Here is a 20,033-nt window from a genome sequence, read left to right on the forward strand (position 1 = left end):
TTGGGAGAAACATCAATGACCACCACGAAACTCGCCGAGTCCGAGCTGCGCGCCCTGGTCGAGAAGGGCAATGCCGAGCTGGGCCCGAACGCGACCGCGCAGGAACTGCTGCAGTGGACCGAGGACAACTTCGGCACCAACTACATCGTGGCCTCGAACATGCAGGACGCGGTGCTGGTGCAGCTGGCCGCGCAGGTCCGCGCCGGGGTGGACGTGCTGTTCCTCGACACCGGCTACCACTTCGCCGAGACCATCGGCACCCGTGACGCGGTCGAGCTGGTGTACGGCGTGAACATCGTCAACGTGCAGCCGGAAACCACTGTCGCCGAACAGGATCAGCTGCTCGGCAAGGACCTGTTCGCGCGGGACGCCGCCGAATGCTGCCGCCTGCGCAAGGTGGTCCCCCTGAAGAATTCCCTCGTCGGATACAACGCCTGGGTGACCGGCATCCGTCGAGTGGAGGCGCCGACTCGCGCCAACGCACCCCTCATCTCCTACGACGAGGGCTTCGGCCTGGTGAAGATCAATCCGATCGCCGCCTGGTCCGATGACGAGATGGCGGCCTACATCGAGGCCAACGGCATTCTCGTCAATCCCCTTGTGGAAGAGGGCTATCCCTCCATCGGTTGCGCTCCGTGCACGCGGAAGCCGGAACCGGGATCCGACGCGCGATCCGGCCGCTGGGCCGGGCTCGCCAAGACCGAATGCGGGTTGCACGCCTCATGACCTCACTCGAGACTGAATTCGACACCCTGGCCGCGCTCGAATCCGAGTCCATCCACATCTTCCGTGAGGTGGCGGGCGAATTCGAGCGGCCGGTGATCCTCTTCTCCGGCGGCAAGGACTCCACCGTCCTGCTGCACCTGGCGATCAAGGCCTTCTGGCCGGCGCCGCTGCCGTTCGCGCTGCTGCACGTCGACACCGGGCACAACCTGCCCGAGGTCCTCGCGTTCCGCGACAAGGTGGTCGAGAAGTACGGCCTGCGACTGCATGTCGCCTCGGTCGAGGACTACCTCGCCGATGGCCGCCTGACCGAGCGCCCCGACGGCATCCGCAACCCGTTGCAGACGGTGCCGTTGCTGGACGCCATCAACGAGAACCGCTTCGACGCGGTGTTCGGCGGCGGCCGCCGCGACGAGGAGCGTTCGCGCGCCAAGGAGCGCATCTTCTCGCTGCGCGACGCCTTCGGCCGCTGGGACCCCAAGCGTCAGCGTCCCGAGCTGTGGAACCTGTACAACGGCCGCCACGCTCCGGGTGAGCACGTGCGCGTGTTCCCCATCTCCAACTGGACCGAGCTCGACATCTGGCGCTACATCGCCCGCGAGGACGTGGAGCTGGCCAGCATCTACTACGCCCACGAGCGCCCGGTGTACCAGCGCGACGGCATGTGGATGACCCCCGGCGTGTGGGGCGGCCCGGCCGAAGGTGAGGAGCTGCTGGTCAAGTCGGTGCGCTACCGCACCGTCGGCGACGGATCCACCACCGGCGCCATCATTTCCGACGCCGCCGACAACGACGCGATCCTCGCCGAGGTCGCCGCGTCCCGGCTCACCGAACGTGGCGCGACCCGCGGCGACGACCGTGTCTCCGAGGCCGCCATGGAAGACCGCAAGCGAGAGGGTTACTTCTGATGTCCGACCTGTTGAGACTGGCCACCGCCGGATCGGTCGACGACGGCAAGTCCACCCTGGTCGGCCGGCTGCTGTACGACACGAAGTCCGTGCTCGCGGACCAGATCGACGCCGTCACCCGCGCGTCGGTCGACAAGGGTCTGTCGACTCCGGACCTGTCGCTGCTGGTGGACGGCCTGCGCGCCGAGCGCGAGCAGGGCATCACCATCGACGTGGCGTACCGCTACTTCGCCACGCCCCAGCGGTCTTTCGTGCTCGCCGACACCCCGGGCCACGTCCAGTACACCCGCAACACGGTGTCGGGCGCGTCGACGGCGCAGCTGGTGATCCTGCTGGTCGACGCCCGCAAGGGTGTCATCGAGCAGACCCGCCGCCACGCCGCCGTCATGGCGCTGCTGGGCGTGCCGAAGCTGGTGCTGGCCGTCAACAAGATCGACCTGGTGGACGATCCGGCCGGCGTCTTCGAGAAGATCACCTCCGAATTCGGTGAGCTGACCGCCAAACTCGGCTGGGCTCCCGAGGACATCCAGGAGATCCCGGTCTCGGCGCTGCACGGCGACAATGTCGCCTCGCGGTCGGAGAACACCCCGTACTACACCGGTCCCTCGCTCATCGAGCACCTGGAGTCGGTGCCGGTGGACGCGGACGTGCACGGCCGCCACGAGATCGGGCTGCGCTTCCCCGTGCAGTACGTGATCCGGCCCCGCACCGCCGAATACCCCGACTACCGCGGCTACGCGGGTCAGGTCGCGGCGGGCCTGGTGTCCAAGGGCGACGAGGTCGTGGTGCTGCCGTCGGGCACCCGCACCACGGTCGAGCGCATCGACACCCCCAACGGTGAACTCGCCTCGGCGCAGCCGGGTCGCAGCGTCACCCTGGTGCTGGCCGACGACGTCGACGTCTCGCGCGGTGACGTGATCGCCGCCGCCGAGGGCGCTCCCGAGCCGATCGACGCCTTCGACGCCACCGTCTGCTGGCTCGGCGACAAGCCGCTGCGCCCGGGCGCGCGCCTGCTGCTCAAGCACGGCACCCGCACCACCCAGGCCATCGTCGGCGCGCTCATCGAGCGGTTCGACGAACAGCACCTGGCCGCCGACCCGAACCCGGAGTCGCTGTCGCTCAACGACATCGGCCGCATCTCGGTGCGCGTGGCCGACCCGATCGTGGCCGACGACTACAGCGTCAACCGCCACACCGGTTCGTTCCTGCTGATCGACCCCGCCGGCGGCAACACCCTGGCCGCGGGCCTGGTCGGCGACGCGCTGACCGCGGTCGAAGTCGGAGCCTGATGTGAATCCGCCCGGCAACGGCGCAGTTCCGGCCGTCTCGCCGGGCGGTTCGGCCTTCCCCGCGCTCGGCAGTGTGGCGACCGTGCGGGGCGGAGCGGCCTCCCCGTTCCGTATCGAGCACGCGCCCGCGCTCATCGCCGTCGCGCACGGCAGCCGCGACCCACGGTCGGCGGCGACCATGCGCGAGGTGGTCGCGCAGATCGCGGAGCAGCGGCCGGATCTCGATGTGCGGCTGGCGTTCCTGGACCTGAGCACCCCTTCGGTGGACCAGGTCATCGACGCCGTTGCCGCCGACGGGCATTCGCACGCCGTGGTGGTGCCGTTGCTGCTGGGCAACGCGTTCCACGCGCGGGTGGATCTGCCCGGGATGCTGGACGCCGCGCGCGCTCGGCATCCGCGGCTGCGGCTGACCCAGGCCGAGGTGCTCGGTCCCGATCCGCATCTGATCATCGCCCTGCGCGATCGCATCGCGGCGGCCATGGCCGCGGGCACCGACTTCCGGCCCGCCGCCGTCAGCGAGGCCTCCACCGGGCGGCTGCGCCGGACGACCGGTCCGCGCTGGGGCATCGCCGTCGCCGCCGTGGGCTCGACGTCCGCGGCCGCCAACACCCGCACCGGTGACGTGGCGCGACTGCTCACCGCCATGACCGGGTGGGACACCGAAATCTGTTTCGCCACCACGCAACCCACGGTCGACAAGGCGTTCGCCCGGCTGCGGGCGCGCGGGGCCGAACGCATCCTGGTCGCGCCCTGGTTCCTGGCCCCGGGCCTGCTGACCGACCGCCTGCGCGACACCCTGCCGCTGGTCCGGCACGCCGACACGATCGGCGCGCACCCGCTACTGGCCGAGGTGGCGCTGGACCGCTACGCCACCGCCGCGCTGCCGCTCGAACTCACCGCCTGACCGGATTCGGTGCCGCCGGCCGTCAGCCAACGGTGACTTGTTCCCACGTGTCTCCGCCGTCGAAGGTCAGGTACAGGATGTCCTTGCCGTCCGGGGCTTCTCCGACATAGCTCAGTCGGGCGTAACCGGTGGTGGGCGTGAAGAACTCGCCCTGGGCGGGATTACCGCTGACCGACATCCCCCGCGGGGCGCGCGGGTTCAGCGTTTGCTTCCAGGTGCGGCCGCCGTCGTGGGAGGTGCGCAGGGCGGTCGGCGAGTCGGCATCGCCGGTCGGCACCGCGACGACCAGGTCCCTGGTGGTGCCCGCTCCGATCAGCTTCGCGTTCCGGCCCCGGGGAGCGAGAACGCCGAGTTCGGTGAAGGTGTCACCGGCATCGGTGGACACGTACAGGTGGTACTCCCCCATCCGATGGTCCACGACACCCGTCGGGTCACAGGAGATCGCCAGTTCGGTGGACGAGATCGCCGCCACCTCCGGCCGGATGGTCCCGACACACGGCAGCGGGAAGGACGACCATCGGCCATCGACCACCCGAGCCCCCACCCAGTTCGACTGACCGCGCTCGGTCGAGCCGATCCACCCCACGAACCAGCTCGTCGCTCCTCCCTGCACCACACCGAAATCGACCGAGACCGACGAATCCCCGCGACGTCCCTCGACGACCCGGAAAGGCGGCGTCGCGGTGAAATCGTCCGCCCCCACCGGGCTGCTGATCATCCGCACCTCGCCGGTGTGCCCGTCGAAGGCCGTCACCCGCACCGTGCCATCGGAGATCACCGCTCGCACACCGAATTCGGGCAGCTCCACGTCCGCGGGTAGTCGCACCGGCGACCAATGACTTCCGCCGTCATGTGTCGACCACAGCTCCAGCTCCGGGGATTCGAACTTCGCGGGCCGGCGCAGCGCGAACCAGTTACGGGAATCGGCGATGCCGAACCACTCGTTTGCGACGGTCGGCGCCGTCACCTGCTGCCAACTCCGGCCTCCGTCCACCGTGTGGAAGAGCCTTCGGCAGGTGGTGCCGCAGTAGCCCTCCGCACCGCTCAGCCATCCCTCGGTATCGGAGACGAAGGTGACCGCGCCCGGTTCGAAAGGGGGCCCGAAGACCGCTGCGGAGATTTCGTCGCGCACCGTGTCGCATGCGACGGGTACAGCCAGCGCCGCCCCGAGCACCGCGCACGCCAGCACCTTGCCCCACGCCTTCACTCGAACCTGCTTTCTGCTCAACGGGACTGGGTGCCGGGGTCGGGGAACGGCAGGTACGGGATGAGGGTGTGGGCGAGGTTGGTGATGGTCAGGGATTGCAGCCAGACCCGTCCGGGGCCGGTGAGTGCGGCGAGGAACAGGCCGTCTCCGCCGAAGAGGACATTGCGGACGCCCTTCATCATGGTGATGTCGAAATCGACCGAGGCGTCGAACAATCCGACGTGGCCGGGGTGGACGCGCAAGGTCTCGCCCGGGGCCAGGTCGTAGGTGATGACCTCGCCGGAGAGCTCCACCCAGGCGTAGCCCTCGCCGCTGAGCCGCTGCAGGGTGAAGCCGCTGCCGCCGAAGATGCCCGCGCCCAGGCGGCGCTGGAAGCTCAGGGCCACCCGGACATCGCCTGCGGCGCAGAGGAATCCGTGCCGGTGGACCAGGTATTCGCGGTCCTTGGCGATCTGTACGGGCAGGATCTGGCCGGGGAGTTTCGCCGCGAAGGACACGCTGCCCGACTGCCGGTGGGCCGTGTATTCGGTCATGAACAGGCCCGCCCCGGCCATGGCCCGGCGGACCGCGCCGAAGACGCCGCCGGCCGCGGCCCGGGTGGAGGTGTTGAGGCGGATGCTCTCGGTCATCCACGACAGCTGGCCCGCTTCGGCGACGAGGCTGTCGCCGGGGTCGAGGGCGACCTCGAGCACCGGCATGACCGTCCCCCGGATTCTGGCGTCCATCAGGCTTCCCCTCCCGTGTGCACAACTCACCCCAGTGTGCCCGACGCCGATCGTGGCGCGATCGTTGTCGACTTGCCACCACGCCGACGGAATCAGTAAATTAGGCTTTCCTTACCTAATAGAAGGCTCGACATGCTCCAGATCAGCGGCGCCCGGCAACACACCGGGACGGCGGGCATCCCGCGGGATTCCTGGGGCATCACGGCCGCGTACGCGCTGCTGGCCACCGGCGCGCTGACCGCCGCCCTCTGGATCGCCGCCCACATCACCGCGAGCCCGGCCGTCCACCACGGCGGCGTGTTCGTCCACCTCGCCTCGCTGGTGGTGGGATTCGGCGGCGTCCTCACCGCCGACTCGTTCGTACTGCGTTGGGCCGCGGGCCGTCTCGACCTCGCGTCGGCGCTGCGCGCGGTGAGCCGGCTGCATGTCCCCATCTGGCTGGGCCTGGCCGGACTGGTGGCCAGCGGCTGCGTGCTGGAACCCGACCTCTCCTCCACCATGACCCGCACCAAGCTGGCGCTGGTCCTGGTGCTGACGCTCAATGGAATTCAGGCCTACTCGCTCAACCGCCGACTCACCGCGCGCGGCGACGCCCCCCTGACCCCGCGGCTGCTGGCGTGGGGTGCGGCCACCGGGATGGCGTCGCAGGTCTGCTGGTGGGGCGCGACCGCCATCGGCTTCCTCAACGCCCAGCGCTGAACGCCCGCCCGATACGCTGGGCGAATGATCAAGGCTGCGGTATTCGATGTGGGCGAGACGCTGATCGACGAGACGCGCATCTGGTGCCGCTGGGCCGACCGGCTCGGCGTGCCCCGCTTCGCGTTCCTCGGCGTCATCGGCGGCATGGCGGCCACCGGACGTCCCCTCACCGACGCCTTCGCCCTGTTCCGGCCCGACCTCGACCTCGAGGCCGAGCAAGTGGCCTGGGCCACCGCGGAACCCGCCAGCCTGCGCAACAACTTCGACGCCGACGACCTCTACCCGGATGTGCGCCGCGCGCTGCGCGAACTGCAGCGGCGCGGGATCACCGTGATCATCGCGGGAAACCAGCCGCCGCAGGCGAAGTCGGCGCTCGAGCGGATGGACCTGCCGGTGGACGCGGTCTACACCTCGGCCGAATGGGAGCTGGAGAAGCCGGATCCCAAGTTCTTCGCCAAGGTCGCCGAGGTGGCGGGCGTCGAGCCCGGCGAGATCTGCTACGTCGGCGACCGCGTCGACAACGATGTGCTGCCGGTGCTGGAGGCGGGCATGCGGCCGGTGCTGATCCGCCGCGGGCCGTGGGGCTATCTGACCGCCGAGCTGCCGGACGCGGCCCGGGCGACGGTCATCGACAGCCTCGACGAGCTGCCCGACCTGCTCGCGCCCGCCTGATATCCCAATACATGACACATCAAGCGTGACGGCCGTTTTCCGCCAGCGGCCGGTCTCCGCGCGGCGTTGACTATGACATGTCAACGAAATCCGCTCTACCGCAAGGAGACGCAGTCATGACCCGGTTCGAAGCCAAGGTCGTCCTGATCACCGGTGCCACCTCGGGAGTCGGCGCGGCCGTGGCCCGGCGGATCGCCGCCGAGGGCGGGGCCGTCGTGCTCGGCGCGCGCGGTAAGGAAGCCGGTGACCGCATGGCCGGGGAGATCCGCGCCGCGGGCGGACGGGCGCTGTTCGTCCCCACCGACGTCACCCTCGAAGCCGACGTGGAACGGCTGACCGCCGCGGCGATCACCGAATTCGGCCGTCTGGACGGGGCTTTCAACAACGCGGGCGCGGTCAGCGCCTTCGGCGCGGTCCAGGACATCGACGAGGCGGGCTGGCGCGCCGACCTCGAACTGAACCTGACCGCCGTCTATTACGGCCTGCGCCACCAGGTTCCGGCGCTCGCCGCCACCGGTGGGGGCGCGATCCTCAACAACGCCTCCAACCTGGGTGTGGTCGGCATGGCTCAGGTCGCGCCGTACGTCGCCGCCAAACACGGTGTGGTGGGCCTGACCCGCGCCGTCGCCCTGGAAGGGGCGGAACAGTCCATCCGGGTCAATGCCCTGGTGTCGGGCGCGGTCGACACCCCCGCCTTCCGGAACTCCATGGGCGCCACCCCCGAAGGCGAGGCCGCCATCGCCGCCCTGCACCCGCTGGGCCGCATCGCCCGCCCCGACGAGATCGCCGCCTTCTGCGCCTATCTCCTCAGCGACGAGGCGTCGTTCATCACCGGCGCGGCTCTCGCCGTCGACGGCGGCTTCACCGCCCGCTGACCCGTCGCACACGCGACAGGCCCACCACCGCGCCCGGGCACTGGACGCGGGGTGGGCCGGTCACTCTGGCGTCAGGCCGCGGAGCCGCAGATCCCCGCTCCCTGACACCGGTCCACGCGAGGGAATCCCCTCACTCGACGGGACGAGGCGGGGCGGGCTGGTCGGTCCCGCCACCGCCTGCGTCGCCGTGGGAAGCCGGCGGATGGTGGGACGCCACCGCCCGATCTCCCCCGCCACCCTCACCGGCGCGCGGGACAACGCGCCTGGTGAGAGCCAGACCGAAAGCCAAAGCCGCCAACGACAGCGATCCGGCGGGCCGTGCCGGACCTCCCGGGCCCGAAGCCCGCGACCGATCCGACGCCCGCGCCGAGCCCTGCCCGAGCGGTCGGGAAGCGCACTGCCGCAAGGGGTCAGTGTTTGCCACCGCCACCACCACCCTTGCCGCCGCCACCGCCCATCCCGCCGCCGCCCATACCGCCACCGGCTCCACCGCCCATGCCGCCGCCGTGGCTGCCGCCGGTGGAAGAACCGCCCGCTCCGCCTTTGGACGCGCCGCCCGGGGAGCCGCCACCGGTCGCACCGCCCTGAGAACCGCCACCGAGCGCGCCGCCTTGGGAGCCGCCGGGCTTCGAGCCGCCGGGAGATGCTGCGCCGCCGCCGGTTCCGACGCCGCCAGTGGCCCCGCCGGGCTTCGAACCGCCCTGGTTGGAACCGCCGGGGTTGGAACCACCCGCATTGGAACCGCCAGGGCTGGAACCACCCGGATTCGACCCATCAGGGTTGGAGCCACCCGGGTTCGAGCCGCCAGGGCTGGAACCACCTGGGTTCGAGCCGCCCACGTTGGAGCCACCGGGGCTGGAACCACCAGGGTTGGAACCGCCCGGATTCGAGCCACCGGGATTGGAGCCTCCGCCGTTGGAACCGGGTGAGGCGCCGTCGGTGTTGGCACCAGCGGGGTCGCCGGTCGCACCGCCCCCTGCCGAGGTACCGCCGCCTGGGTTCGAGGCGCCGCCGCCGGAAGTCGTACCACCCGTGGTGGTTCCGCCCGTGCCGCCGGGGGTCGAAGTACCGGGGGTTCCGGTGCCGCCACCGGTTCCGCCCGTGGCGCCGCCGGGAGTCGTGCCGCCGGGCTGGCCCGAACCGGGCTGGCCACCGCCCGGTTGACCTGCGCCGGGCTGGGTTCCGCCGGGTTGTGTCGTGCCCGGCTGCGTCGTCCCGGGCTGACCGGTGCCCGGTTGGGTTGCGCCAGGGGTGGTTCCGCCGGGCAGGGTGGCGGACGGGGCGCCGGGGACGCTGACCTTGGGGGTCTTGCCGACGTAGCCGCCGATGGTCCAGCCCGCGAGGACGGGGTTCTGGAACGGGAGCGGGTTGGTGAACTGGGCCGGGTTCGCGTAGGTGACAGCCGGATTGGCCAGAGTCAGGGCGCGGGTCTCGCAGTGGCTGCCACCGCCGGTGGTGTCGACGGGGCGGCCGTTGTACCAGGTGGAGGTGACCGTCGGGGCCTGCGGCGCGTAGCTGCGCACGGCGGCCACGGTGGTGACGGCGTGGGAGCGGGTGCCCGCGGGGGCGGTGACGTCGTCGAGGACCATGACGTCCCCGCCGCCGAGGGCCGAGGTGCCGGCGGGCGGGTCGGCGGGTTCGGGGGCGGCCTGCAGTCCGGGCGGCCCGGCGACGGGTCCGCCGAGCACGGTGGCGGCGGACATGGCGAGCGCGGAAGCGACTGCCGCGCCGGAGATCACGGCGGCGCGAGGGGCGTAGCGCCCGATGGCGGAACCGGTATCGACGCTGCGAAAGGCGGCGATGGCCGCGCCGACGGCGGCGGTGTGCGCGGGATCGGGCGACATGACGACCGGGCGGCCCAGATCGGCCAGCACGCGTGCCACCTCGGGGGGCCGGGCCGCGCCGCCGATCAGCAGCACCCGGTCGATCTCCTCCATGTGCAGCCCGGCCCGGTGCACGACGGACCGGACCAGGCGTAGCGAATTGCGAATATGCCAGCTGCGCAGCCGGTTCGTGTCGGAGGCGGGCACCACGGCCGAGACGGGCTGGGTCGCGCCGGGCGCGATGCTGCGCGCGTACTTGGCCAGCAGCGCGCCCAGCGGCCGACCGCCGAAGTCGTACGAGCGTTCGGCGCGGCCGAGGATGCCGCGCTCCTCCACCTCGGATTCGGTGCGCACCACGGCCAGGTCGAGGCTGTTGCCGCCGAGGTCGTAGACCAGGGTGATCCCGTTCTCGGAGAGGCCGTATTCCTCGTCGAGCCATTCGACGGCGGCGACCGGTTCGGGCATCAGGGTGACGTCCGCCGCGCCGGACCAGTCCAGCGCCCGCCGAATACGGGTGACGAGTTTGTCCGAATAGCAAGCGGGATACGTGGTTACGGCGGGCGCTTCGGGCGCATGGGATTCGATCAGCCCGTTCACCACCGCCGCGATGAGGTCCGCGGGCGACCAGATGCGGCCCCCGATGACCACCGGGTCGGGATCGGCCGTGAGGTCCGCGAAGTCGGTGACCACCGGCGCGAACCGGGGAATCCCCCCGATCTGCGGGCCGCCGGCGCTGTCGAAGGTCACAGCGGTCCGACGAACCCGCACGGCTGGTCGGTTCCTTTCACCGGCCGTGGTGGCCCATACAGAGTTCACTGTGCCGATGCTCATGCCAAAGCCAACTGTCATTGCTATCCCGTCAACGCACCGAGACCACGGCCCGTCATGCGTACCAACCATGTGGTCGCGGTCGTTTTCCAAACAGCGCGTTCAGGTTAGCTGGCGTTTGCGGGCATTGAATATCGAATCGGGAGAAAAGATTTCGCGTCCAGTAGCGAAGTTGGCGAATCTACTGGTCAGGCAACCGCCGTAGCAAGATCGAATCCAACTACCCCACAAAGGCAACCGCACAGTCTTTAGCTATGGCTACACCGCAGCGAACATTAAATTCATACCGACCGGTAGGCGAGTAGTGTCCGAAAAACAAAACCGCATCGTCAGTACGGACGTGCAGATTACCGATCACTGGTCGGTAGCTACCCCGGAACACCCCACGCTGGCCGCCCTACCGTCCGTGATTCGCGACGAAATCTTCTCTACTACCGGAGATGTCGCTGCGAGCAAACGCAGTATTACAACTCGCACAACACCATCGGTACAGCGAACTCTCCGGCCTCGGCCGGCGTTCGCACAGACCCCCGATATTCGCAGCCGTGGCGACGCCGGATACGTTGCCCGGCACAAAAACTCACGGTGGCCCGACCGGCGTGGCCCGGACATGACGAAGGCCGCCGCACGCACAGGGGTTGCGTGCAGCGGCCTTCCGAGGACGACGCCGACAGGGGTGGGGTCAGCGACGCACCATCAGGGACAGCTTGCGCCGGGGACGGTTGACCGCGCCGCCACGGATGGCGTGCGGCTGCCGCTCACCGACGAGCCGGTCGAAATCGCCCGCGCTGCGGGCGGGCCGGGTCAGCCGCCCGGCATTGAAGTCGTCCACCAGCTGACGGACCGTCTGCTGCGCGCAGGACTTGTTGGTCCCGATGAACCCGGTCGGGCCGCGCTTGATCCAGCCGGTCACGTACGCGCCGGACACCACCGCGCCGCCGGACTCCTCGAGCACCCGTCCGTCCAGGTTCGGGATGATCCCGGCTCGCTCGTCGAACGGCACGCCGGGCAGCGCCACACCGCGGTAGCCCACCGAGGTCAGCACCAGGCCGGTGTCGAGGGTCTCGACGTCCTCGGTCGGAACCGCGTGCACCGCACCGTTGTCGCCGGTGACGAGCTCGTTGCGCACCACCTCGACCCCGGTCACCCGATCCACGCCCCCGATGGTCACCGGCGCCGACAGGTACCGGAACACGATTCGCTTGCGCCCACCCACGGGTCGATCGGCCAACCCGTGCAGCAGCTTCAGCTTGTGCTCGACCTTCTGCGACATTCCCTCGACGATCGGCGGCAGCTCGCCCTCGACCACGATGTCGACATCGGCGCCCAGCAGACCCACGAATTCCGGCACGGTGAAGGCGGATTCGGCCGGACCGCGCCGCCCGAGGATCACGACCTCTTCGATATTGCTGCGCCGCAGCGCGTTCAGCGCCCGCTGCGACACGTCGGTGCCGGCCAGCAGTTCCGGATCGGTGGTCAGGATGCGCGCCACGTCCAGCGCCACATTGCCGTTGCCCACGATCACCGCGCGCCGCGCCGACAGGTCGAAGAACCGGCCCGCCTGGTCGGGGTGGCCGTTGTACCAGGCCACGAAGTCGGTGGCGGAGGCGCTGCCGGGCAGCCCCTCACCCGGGATCCCGAGCTTGCGGTCCGAGGACGCGCCGACGGCGTAGATCACCGCGTGGTGGTGCGCCAGCAGTTCCTCGTGCGAAACATGCTCGCCCACATTCACGTTCAGGTACGAGCCGAAGCCGGGCTGCGCGGAGATCACGTCGAACAGCTCGCCGACCTGGCGGGTCTTGGTGTGGTCGGGCGCGACGCCGAAGCGAGCCAGACCGTAGGGCGTGGTCACCTTGTCGAACACGGTCACCGACACGCCCGGCTGGGTGAGCAGCTCATCGGCGGCGTACATGGCCGAGGGGCCGGAGCCGATGACGGCCACCCGCAAGGGTTCCCGGCCGGGCTTGACCTCGGCCGCGGGAATCGGCATGGCCAGCAGCGGCCGCGGCCGTTCCTGCCGATAGAAGTCGGCGTTGATCTCGATGAACGGCAGCTGCTCTGCCGTCAGCTTCTTCGACGAGGTGATGGCGTCCACCGGGCAGGCGGTCGCGCACGCCCCGCAGTCCACACAGGCCTGCGGGTCGACGTAGAGCATTTCCGCGGTCAGGAAGTCCGGCTCGTCGGGAGTCGGATGGATGCAGTTGACCGGGCAGGCGTAGACGCACGAGGCGTCGCTGCAACAGGATTGAGTGACAACGTACGGCACTGTACGTCCCCTTCCTACGCGACCTTGCCGGAGCGGATGGGCTCCGAGCGGTAGCGCGACGCCGGGCCGGAGATGCCGAGCAGCTTCCAGACCCGCTTGGAGATCGGGTTCATCAGGCCGATCTCGTCGGCGAGGGCGCGCACATCGATGAAGTAGTCGGCGAAGACCTGCTTGGCCTCCTTGGAGCCGTAGAACAGTTCCTTGCGGACCTTCTCCGGAATGTCGAACTCCTGGAAGAACTTCTTCGGCGGGGTCGCGATGGACCGGCCCAGAATGAACATGATGACGGGCATGGCGATCGAGAGGATGAAGCGCTCGGCCGCGTTGCGCTCCGGCACGTGGTGCTTGAGGAACTCGTGCGCGAAGGAGATGTGGCGGGCTTCCTCGGCGACGTGGATGCTCATCACGCCGCGCATGATCGGGTGGACTTCCTCGCCCGAGCGCAGGATCTGCTTCTGGATGTGGTCGATCGGCTCCTCGCCGGCGAGCACGGCCATGAAGAACAGGTTCGGGAAGGCGACCGCGACGGGCACGCCGAGCAGGCGCAGCTGGCGGACGAGCGGGCCCATGCCCGGGACGTCCACGCCGATGCGGTTCACCATCTCCTGGAACATCAGGGTGTGGTTGAGTTCCTCGGCCATCTCGTGGGTGCAATAGCGGAACTCCGCGTCACCGTTGGGCAGCGAGAAGGTGTGGTTGACCATGCCGCTGATCAGGATGGACTCGAACTGCAGGCCGACCTTGGCGATATTGGCCTGGCGGTACTTGCCGACCGCGATCTGCTGCTCCACCGTCAGCGACTGGTACCAGTCGTGGCGGCCCAGCGGGTCCGCGGACTCCGGCAGGATCCAGCGCTCGGGGCGGGCGTTGGAATCGAAGTCCGGGTTGTCCCAGTCGATGTCCTCGTAGGGGTCGAAGTGCTTGTTCACCGACCCTTCCGAGAGCAGCAGCAGCTTGTTGGCGTACTCCTGAGCTTCGGCAACCACGGGGTCGTCAAGGGGGGTCGTGGTCGGAGACATCGTCGTCACCTCTCCAGTCAGTGGCGTTATGTGTACCCAATAGTTACACCAAACTGGAGGGGCGTCAACAACAGTTCGCAAGATGCTTGCACGAGTTAGCAGTGCTGCACACGCGGCTCTCGAGCAAACCCGCGAGTAGCAGGACAAATGATCACTTCAGCGGGCCGGAGACCCCGTCAGAGCGCGGCCACCCGCGTGACACGCCGGAAGAGTCCGGTCAGCGAATGCGGCCGGTGGCTCGCCGACTCCCGGGCCAGGAGTGCTTGCCGGGCCGCGATGGCCGCGCCGTCGGCGATGGTCCGTTCCGGGTCCACGGAGACCACCACCGGACGCGCCAGCTCCTTGGCCAGCACCTGCGCCACCTGGGGCGGCCGCGCGGCCCCGCCGACCACCAGGATCCGATCCACGTCGGCCATGGTGACGTCGGCGATCCGCAGGCACTGGTAGACCAGGGCGAGCGAACGGCGAATGTGGTCGGCACGCAGTTCCCCGGAGTCCGCGTCCGACAGCCCGCGCGGCACCACCGGCGAGCCCGCGGTGCGCCGCAGCGTGCGCGCCACCATGTCGCCGAAGGCCCGGCCGCCGTAGTCGGCCGAGTGCAGCGGCATGCCGACGACCGGATTGCTGGGCGCGCCCATGCCGACGCGCAGCAGCGTGACGTCCAACCCGGCCCCGCCGAGGTCGTAGACCAGCGCCAATCCCGGTGTGAGCGGCCCGCGTTCGGCGGCCAGCCAGGACGCGGCCGCGATCGGCTCGGCCACCAGGGTCGCCCGGTCCAGGCCCACGCCGTCCAGCGCGGTGCGCAGATCGGCGATCAGAGTCGCGGAGTAACCGGCCGGATGGGTCACCGCGATACCGGTCTCCCCGTGGTCCAGCACCCCCGCCGGGGGTTTGCCCAGCACCTCCGCGACCACGCTGTAGGCCACGGTCGCCACCAGATCCGCGGCCGACAGCGCTCGGTGCCCGACCCGCGCCATCGGCGCGCCGCGCTGGCCGAGATCGGCGAAATCGGTGATGACGCGACCGTGCCGGGGGATGCGCCCGACGCGGGCGGTCCCGGAACTGTCGAAGGTGAGGGTGGTGCGCCAGGTGGCCGGAGGAATGCCTCGACGGCCGGGCGGCAGCTTTCCGGTTCGATCGGCCGCCGTGGAGCAGACCGTGTTGACCGTGCCGATACTCAAACCCACACCGAACGCCATCATCCACCTCGATCGACGAGTCCATCGGGCCGAGCGTTCGCACCGGCCGTCGAACTCGACCCGAATTCATGCAACTCCTGCGCCGGATGCTTGCCAACCACCGGACACGCGATTGTCCGCACGTGCGCCGCCGACCGTCGACAGCCGTGTTGTCCAGGCAGGTGACCGCGAAAACCCGCCCCGCACAGTCCGATCGCGAGATGTTTGCCCGAACTCCCCCATTCGCCGGAAACGCGACAGCCGAGGCCACCCGGTACGGCCGGTCTCCGCACCGACGAGAATCGCCCCCGCACCGGAGAATCCGGAGCGAGGGCGATTCCGCGTCGATCGAGGCGACTACTTGGCGCTCGAGCTGAACAGCGTATTGCTGAGCACCGAGACCACGCTGTAGGCCAGGTTGATCAGGTCCGCACCCAGACCCGAGTCACCGGTGAGCATCTTGGCCAGCGGGCCGAAGAACTTCACGGCCATCTGCACCAGCGAACTCACACCACCCGCGCCCAGGCTGTCGGACTTGGAGTTCTTGTCGGTCCCGGGAGCCTGCGCGCCCGGGGTCGACTGTGTTCCGACGCCGCCCGGCGCCGCCGAATTCCCCTGACCGCCAGGGGTGCTCGGCGATTGCCGCACCGGTGCGCGCAGATCCGCGATCGCCCGCACCGCCGGGGTGGCGGGCTTGGCCTGCGCGGCCGGCGGCTGAGTTCCGTTCTGCGGCTGGGTAGTTCCCGGCTGCGGCACAGTCCGCTGGATGCCCGGCTGCGGCGGAGTCTGCGCGTGCTGCCAGTTGTTCAGGAACTGGTCGGCGAGCTGCTGGAAGACCTGGAACCCGTCCTCGAGCACCGCCGCACCCGGCTGCTGCGCCGGATTCTGTTGCGCCGGACCGGTACCCGGTGTCCCGGGGTTCTGGGCCGGAAGCGCCGGAGTCTGCCCCGGCTGGGCCTGGCTCGTCCCGGGCTGGGCCTGACTGGTTCCGGGCTGAGCCTGACTGGTTCCGGGCTGCGCCGGGGCCGGAGCCGCCGGAGCCGTCGACTGCGGAGCCTGCGCCGGAACGATGATCGCCGGGGACTTCGGGGCATGCGCCGGCACGATGAACGCCGGAGCCTGCGGAGCCACCGCCGCGGGCGCTTGCGGCGCAACGACTTCCGGAGTCGGTTCCGGAACCGCTGCCGGGGCCTGCGGAGCCACGGCCTCGGGAACCGGAACCGCGGCCTGCGGGACCAGCGCGGCCTCGGGAGCCGGAGCCTGTGCCGGAAGCTGTTGCGCCGACGGGATTCCCGGCTCGGCCGCCTTCTCCGCCGGCTTGTCGGTGGCTGCGGGCACCGGCACGCCGAGCAGGTAGGAGGCGATCCCGGTGGTGATGGTGACCGCGTGCTTGAGCTGTCCCTCCGGGCTTTCCAGCTGCTGGGCGTCCTCGGCGTTGGCGCCGTTGCCCATTTCGAGGAAGACGTCCGGCACCAGGGTCAGCGCGGGACCCGCGATGTCGGAACGGGTTTGGAGTCCCTCGACCGCGCCGTTGTAGGTGGCCGCCTGGTACCCGCTCTGCAGGTAGGTGTCGCGCATGGCCTTGCTGGCGGCCAGGCCCGCACCGGACTGCACCTCGTTGACCTTGGCGTCGGGGACCGGCAGCTGCGGCACGATGAGGTGGAAGCCCTTGCCGTCGGCGGGCCCGCTGTCGGCGTGGATGCTGACGGCGACGTCCGCGCCGGAGGCGTTGGCGGCCTGGGCCCGTTCGTCGATGCAGCCGCCCCAGCCGGTATCGTCCGGACGGCTCAGGACCACGTGCGCGCCCAGGCCCTCGAGCGAGGTGCGGACCAGCTGCGCGACGTTCCAGGTGATGGTGTGCTCGGCGATGCCGTGCAGCGTGGCCATGCCGGTCGTCTGGCACGCCTTGGTGCCGCCACGACCGTCACTGACCTGTTTGTTGGTGTCCTGACTGTGATTGGGCCCCTGATGGCCCGGGTCCAGGAAGATGGTCTTCCCGGCCAATTTCTGCGGTAGTTCGGGCAGCGCCGGCGCGGCCAGCGCGGCCACGGGAACTATCCCGGCCACGGTGGTGATGGCCGCCGCGGTGACGACCGTGCAAATTCCGGACTTGGTGATGCTTCGTTTCATAAGCGGCGGCGCTCGGGCGGAGCGCCCCTCCCTTCCCACTAGTAACACCAGACCCAGCAGTTCACTCTTGCAACACCAGTTACTACCTGGCAAGCGTCGTGACGGAACCGTTACCAGTGGTCAAACGACCGAAATGCCCTGATCCAGAGCACTACCGGGCGCAATGGCAAGCGACCACAGCGCCAACTATCCCCCACCCCGCGTGTCCCGCCCGGACAACGCGCCTGAGCGGTTCGACGCAACCCCTCGGCGTCGAACCGCAGGAACGAAAACGGCTGATCAGGCCGACACGATCTGGTCCCCGTCGACCCGAATGCCCCGAGCGTCCAGCGCCCGCGGCGCGGGCCCGCCCGCGACCGATCCGTCCAGATTGAAGGTGCTGCCGTGGCACGGGCATCGGATCAGGCCGCCGGACACCGAGTTCACGTTGCAGCCCAGGTGCGTACAGACCGACGAGAAGCCCAGGAACGACCCCGCGGACGGCTGGGTGATGACGGTGCCGCCGGTGATGAGACCCCCGCCGACCGGCACGTCGGAGGTATTGGCCAATACGTCCAGTTTCTTCGCGGGCTTCGCGTCCGGCCCGCCCGGCTCGGCTCTGGGCGCCGCGGCGGCGGGCCCGTCGGATGTGGTGCCGCAGCCCACCACGGCGAGCGCGGTGGCGGCGACGGCGGTGGTGGCCAGCGCGGTGCGGCGGTCCAGGCGGAATCCGCCGGGGCCGGCGGTGGTGTCGGTCATCGGAAACTCCTCGCTCAGGGCCGGACCGATGCGATTCGGCCGCTGCTTGTTCGACGTGCGGGAAGGGGGGTTTGGTTCACCCGTTCTCACGCACTGAGCGGTACCCGCCGCAGCGATCGCAGCGCGTAGTGCACCCGGGTCTTCACGGTGCCGACCGGAATACCCAGGTCGGCGGCCACATCCTGGTAGGCGCGGTCGCACAGGATGACCTGGACGACGGCGTCGCGCTGCGGGGCGGGCAGCTGCGCGAGCAGGTCGGCGACCAGCAGGCCGTCGGTGAGGGCCTCGCTGAAGTCGGGCCGGGCGCATCGGTTCTCGGCCTGTTCGCCGATCTCGTCCCAGCAGGTGTCACCGGGGCGCGCGGCCCGGAAGCGGGCGATGTCGGTGAGCACATTGCGTTCGATGGTCAGTAGCCAGGTGCGCACGCTGCCCCGGTCGGGGTCATAGCTGGCGCAGGCCCGCCACGCCCGTAGCAGGGTCTCCTGCACGGCGTGTTCGGCCAGACCCGGATCGCCGAGGCGACTCATGGCCCGCCAGTGCAGCAGGCCGCGATCGGCGGCGAGGACGGCCGCCAGTCCGGAGTCGGTACACAGCCGGGCGCAGTGTCCGGCGCATCCGGTCATGACCGGGCGAAGGCTTCCCATGACTGAATATCGCACCGGAGGCCGAAAGAGCATCGCATGTTTGTGAATTACCCGAAATCGTCCGATATCCCGAAAACAGACCGGAATTTCTGATAAACCCCTCCCCGGGAGTTGCGGGGATCGCCCGACACCGTACGACGGGAACCGTGCGGTGCAGTGAACTGTTCAGGGAGGAACATCGTGCGTGCAGGCGCGCTCGTAGCGACGGGAGCATTCGCTTCCGCGCTGACAATGGCGGCGTCGGGAATTGCGGCGGCCGAACCGGCCACCGATATCACCGTCGACGGCACCTATTTGGTCAATGTGGATATCAAGCCGGGCACCTATATCGGCGACGGGACGATGGATCCGGCCCCCGCGGGCTGCTTCTGGCGGCGGCTGTGGAAGGTCCAGACGCCCGAGGACTACGCGGACCCGAACTTCTACATCATCGCCAGCGACTTCACCCGGCTGCGGTCGATCACGGTGGAGATCAAGGCGACCGACGTGGCCTTCTCGACGCAGAACTGCGGGGCCTGGCACCTGGCGCCCGCACGACCCAACACCGGGTCGTTCGGATAGTCGGCGCACGCTCGTGCGGGGTATCGGCTCGTCCCGGTACCCCGCACGGGGTGCGGCCGGATCACTAGGGTGGGCGCATGACCAGGCAGAGGATTCTCATCACCGGCGCGAGCTCCGGACTGGGCGCGGGCATGGCCCGCGAGTTCGCGAGCCGCGGGCGCGATCTGGCGCTGTGCGCCCGGCGGGTCTCGAATCTGGAGGCGCTGCGCGCGGAGCTGCTGGCCGCGCACCCGGGCATCACGGTCGCCGTGCGCGGCCTGGACGTGGACGACCACGCGGCCGTCCCGAAGGTGTTCGAGGAGTTGCGCGAGGAGCTCGGCGGGCTGGACCGGATCATCGTCAATGCCGGCATCGGCAAGGGCGCGCGCCTGGGCACCGGCCGCGCCGACGCCAATCTGGCCACCGCCACCACGAATTTCGTGAGCGCCCTGGCCCAGGCCGAAGCCGCCATGAGCATCTTCCGCCGCGAGAACGCCGGTCACCTGGTGCTCATCTCGTCGATGAGCGCGGTGCGCGGGCTGCCCGGCAAGAAGGCGGCCTACGCGGCCAGCAAGGCGGGAGTCACCGCGCTGGGCGAGGGGCTGGCCATCGAGCTGCGCGGCACCCCGATCAAGGTCACCACCGTGCAGCCGGGGTTCATCGCCACCGACATGTCCGACAAGGCCGGGGACGCGAAACTGGTTGTGCCGCTGGACAAGGGCGTGCATTCGATGGTCGCCGCCATCGAGCGGGAGACCGTGCGAGCCTCGGTGCCCGAATGGCCGTGGCGGGCACTGGGTCTGGTGCTGCCGGTGCTGCCGCGCGCGATCATGGCCCGGATGGGCTGACGCCGGGTTCGTGGCCG

Annotated in this window: 18 protein-coding genes; 9 read left to right on the plus strand and 9 right to left on the minus strand. The window is 69.9% G+C overall.

What is annotated here, in order from left to right:
• The first annotated feature begins 15 nt into the window (after positions 1 to 15).
• The 4 genes from ABZ382_RS09535 to ABZ382_RS09550 all read left to right on the plus strand — a co-directional run bounded on the left by ABZ382_RS09535 (position 16) and on the right by ABZ382_RS09550 (position 3,824).
• Entirely contained in the window at positions 16 to 726 is a 711-nt protein-coding gene (locus ABZ382_RS09535; protein WP_357086247.1) for a phosphoadenylyl-sulfate reductase, read from the plus strand.
• The gene (gene cysD / locus ABZ382_RS09540) at positions 705 to 1,631 is read left to right on the plus strand and encodes a sulfate adenylyltransferase subunit CysD (protein WP_357086249.1); all 927 of its coding nucleotides are present in this window, start codon (positions 705 to 707) and stop codon (positions 1,629 to 1,631) included. The genes ABZ382_RS09535 and cysD overlap by 22 nt, the downstream gene beginning before the upstream one ends.
• Positions 1,631 to 2,920 (plus strand): GTP-binding protein, encoded by a 1,290-nt coding sequence (locus ABZ382_RS09545; protein ID WP_357086251.1) that lies wholly within the window; start codon positions 1,631 to 1,633, stop codon positions 2,918 to 2,920. The genes cysD and ABZ382_RS09545 overlap by 1 nt, the downstream gene beginning before the upstream one ends.
• Before the next feature lie 112 nt (positions 2,921 to 3,032).
• Positions 3,033 to 3,824, plus strand: a complete 792-nt coding sequence (locus ABZ382_RS09550; RefSeq protein WP_357087311.1) for a sirohydrochlorin chelatase — start codon at positions 3,033 to 3,035, stop codon at positions 3,822 to 3,824.
• 22 nt (positions 3,825 to 3,846) lie between these two features.
• Here ABZ382_RS09550 and ABZ382_RS09555 read toward each other — a convergent pair whose 3' ends face one another.
• Positions 3,847 to 5,031, minus strand: coding sequence for a hypothetical protein (locus ABZ382_RS09555; protein WP_357086253.1), 1,185 nt, complete (start codon positions 5,029 to 5,031; stop codon positions 3,847 to 3,849).
• A gap of 17 nt (positions 5,032 to 5,048) precedes the next feature.
• Positions 5,049 to 5,756, minus strand: coding sequence for a TIGR00266 family protein (locus ABZ382_RS09560; protein WP_357086255.1), 708 nt, complete (start codon positions 5,754 to 5,756; stop codon positions 5,049 to 5,051).
• 132 nt (positions 5,757 to 5,888) lie between these two features.
• Here ABZ382_RS09560 and ABZ382_RS09565 point away from each other — a divergent pair, with 132 nt between their 5' ends.
• The 3 genes from ABZ382_RS09565 to ABZ382_RS09575 all read left to right on the plus strand — a co-directional run bounded on the left by ABZ382_RS09565 (position 5,889) and on the right by ABZ382_RS09575 (position 8,002).
• Positions 5,889 to 6,455, plus strand: coding sequence for a hypothetical protein (locus ABZ382_RS09565; protein WP_357086257.1), 567 nt, complete (start codon positions 5,889 to 5,891; stop codon positions 6,453 to 6,455).
• Positions 6,456 to 6,479: 24 nt separating this feature from the next.
• A complete protein-coding gene (locus ABZ382_RS09570) occupies positions 6,480 to 7,127 on the plus strand; it encodes an HAD family hydrolase (protein ID WP_357086259.1) in 648 nt (215 codons plus the stop codon).
• 116 nt (positions 7,128 to 7,243) lie between these two features.
• Positions 7,244 to 8,002, plus strand: a complete 759-nt coding sequence (locus ABZ382_RS09575) for a glucose 1-dehydrogenase (RefSeq protein WP_357086261.1) — start codon at positions 7,244 to 7,246, stop codon at positions 8,000 to 8,002.
• A gap of 410 nt (positions 8,003 to 8,412) precedes the next feature.
• Here ABZ382_RS09575 and ABZ382_RS09580 read toward each other — a convergent pair whose 3' ends face one another.
• From ABZ382_RS09580 to ABZ382_RS09610, 7 genes are all read right to left on the minus strand, one after another.
• A complete protein-coding gene (locus ABZ382_RS09580) occupies positions 8,413 to 10,593 on the minus strand; it encodes an Hsp70 family protein (protein ID WP_357086263.1) in 2,181 nt (726 codons plus the stop codon).
• 742 nt (positions 10,594 to 11,335) lie between these two features.
• Positions 11,336 to 12,919 carry an FAD-dependent oxidoreductase gene (locus ABZ382_RS09585; protein ID WP_357086265.1) on the minus strand — a complete coding sequence of 528 codons (1,584 nt, stop codon included), beginning with the start codon at positions 12,917 to 12,919 and terminating at the stop codon, positions 11,336 to 11,338.
• A gap of 14 nt (positions 12,920 to 12,933) precedes the next feature.
• Positions 12,934 to 13,938, minus strand: coding sequence for a diiron oxygenase (locus ABZ382_RS09590; RefSeq protein ID WP_357086267.1), 1,005 nt, complete (start codon positions 13,936 to 13,938; stop codon positions 12,934 to 12,936).
• A gap of 176 nt (positions 13,939 to 14,114) precedes the next feature.
• Positions 14,115 to 15,137: an Hsp70 family protein gene (locus tag ABZ382_RS09595; protein WP_357086269.1), complete on the minus strand. Its 1,023-nt coding sequence runs from the start codon at positions 15,135 to 15,137 to the stop codon at positions 14,115 to 14,117.
• Between the two features lie 336 nt (positions 15,138 to 15,473).
• Positions 15,474 to 17,246, minus strand: coding sequence for an N-acetylmuramoyl-L-alanine amidase (locus tag ABZ382_RS09600; protein ID WP_357086271.1), 1,773 nt, complete (start codon positions 17,244 to 17,246; stop codon positions 15,474 to 15,476).
• Between the two features lie 279 nt (positions 17,247 to 17,525).
• The gene (locus tag ABZ382_RS09605; RefSeq protein WP_357086273.1) at positions 17,526 to 17,984 is read right to left on the minus strand and encodes a Rieske (2Fe-2S) protein; all 459 of its coding nucleotides are present in this window, start codon (positions 17,982 to 17,984) and stop codon (positions 17,526 to 17,528) included.
• Positions 17,985 to 18,070: 86 nt separating this feature from the next.
• Entirely contained in the window at positions 18,071 to 18,628 is a 558-nt protein-coding gene (locus ABZ382_RS09610) for a sigma-70 family RNA polymerase sigma factor (protein WP_357086275.1), read from the minus strand.
• A 180-nt stretch (positions 18,629 to 18,808) separates the two neighbouring features.
• Here ABZ382_RS09610 and ABZ382_RS09615 point away from each other — a divergent pair, with 180 nt between their 5' ends.
• Together ABZ382_RS09615 and ABZ382_RS09620 are read left to right on the plus strand one after the other, a co-directional pair.
• The gene (locus ABZ382_RS09615; protein ID WP_357086277.1) at positions 18,809 to 19,189 is read left to right on the plus strand and encodes a hypothetical protein; all 381 of its coding nucleotides are present in this window, start codon (positions 18,809 to 18,811) and stop codon (positions 19,187 to 19,189) included.
• A 77-nt stretch (positions 19,190 to 19,266) separates the two neighbouring features.
• Positions 19,267 to 20,016 (plus strand): SDR family oxidoreductase, encoded by a 750-nt coding sequence (locus ABZ382_RS09620; RefSeq protein WP_357086279.1) that lies wholly within the window; start codon positions 19,267 to 19,269, stop codon positions 20,014 to 20,016.
• The last annotated feature ends 17 nt before the right edge of the window (positions 20,017 to 20,033 follow it).

The organism is Nocardia sp. NPDC005825, from assembly GCF_040630175.1.
Lineage (GTDB): Bacteria > Actinomycetota > Actinomycetes > Mycobacteriales > Mycobacteriaceae > Nocardia.

Excerpts from the sequence above, each read along its gene's own strand:
- ABZ382_RS09590 (WP_357086267.1), bottom strand. The coding sequence starts at position 13,938 with ATGTCTCCGACCACGACCCCCCTTGACGACCCCGTGGTTGCCGAAGCT.
- ABZ382_RS09570 (WP_357086259.1), top strand. The coding sequence starts at position 6,480 with ATGATCAAGGCTGCGGTATTCGATGTGGGCGAGACGCTGATCGACGAG.
- ABZ382_RS09535 (WP_357086247.1), top strand. The coding sequence starts at position 16 with ATGACCACCACGAAACTCGCCGAGTCCGAGCTGCGCGCCCTGGTCGAG.
- ABZ382_RS09610 (WP_357086275.1), bottom strand. The coding sequence starts at position 18,628 with ATGGGAAGCCTTCGCCCGGTCATGACCGGATGCGCCGGACACTGCGCC.
- ABZ382_RS09620 (WP_357086279.1), top strand. The coding sequence starts at position 19,267 with ATGACCAGGCAGAGGATTCTCATCACCGGCGCGAGCTCCGGACTGGGC.
- cysD (WP_357086249.1), top strand. The coding sequence starts at position 705 with ATGCGGGTTGCACGCCTCATGACCTCACTCGAGACTGAATTCGACACC.
- ABZ382_RS09560 (WP_357086255.1), bottom strand. The coding sequence starts at position 5,756 with ATGGACGCCAGAATCCGGGGGACGGTCATGCCGGTGCTCGAGGTCGCC.
- ABZ382_RS09545 (WP_357086251.1), top strand. The coding sequence starts at position 1,631 with ATGTCCGACCTGTTGAGACTGGCCACCGCCGGATCGGTCGACGACGGC.
- ABZ382_RS09575 (WP_357086261.1), top strand. The coding sequence starts at position 7,244 with ATGACCCGGTTCGAAGCCAAGGTCGTCCTGATCACCGGTGCCACCTCG.
- ABZ382_RS09565 (WP_357086257.1), top strand. The coding sequence starts at position 5,889 with ATGCTCCAGATCAGCGGCGCCCGGCAACACACCGGGACGGCGGGCATC.
- ABZ382_RS09595 (WP_357086269.1), bottom strand. The coding sequence starts at position 15,137 with ATGGCGTTCGGTGTGGGTTTGAGTATCGGCACGGTCAACACGGTCTGC.
- ABZ382_RS09605 (WP_357086273.1), bottom strand. The coding sequence starts at position 17,984 with ATGACCGACACCACCGCCGGCCCCGGCGGATTCCGCCTGGACCGCCGC.
- ABZ382_RS09600 (WP_357086271.1), bottom strand. The coding sequence starts at position 17,246 with ATGAAACGAAGCATCACCAAGTCCGGAATTTGCACGGTCGTCACCGCG.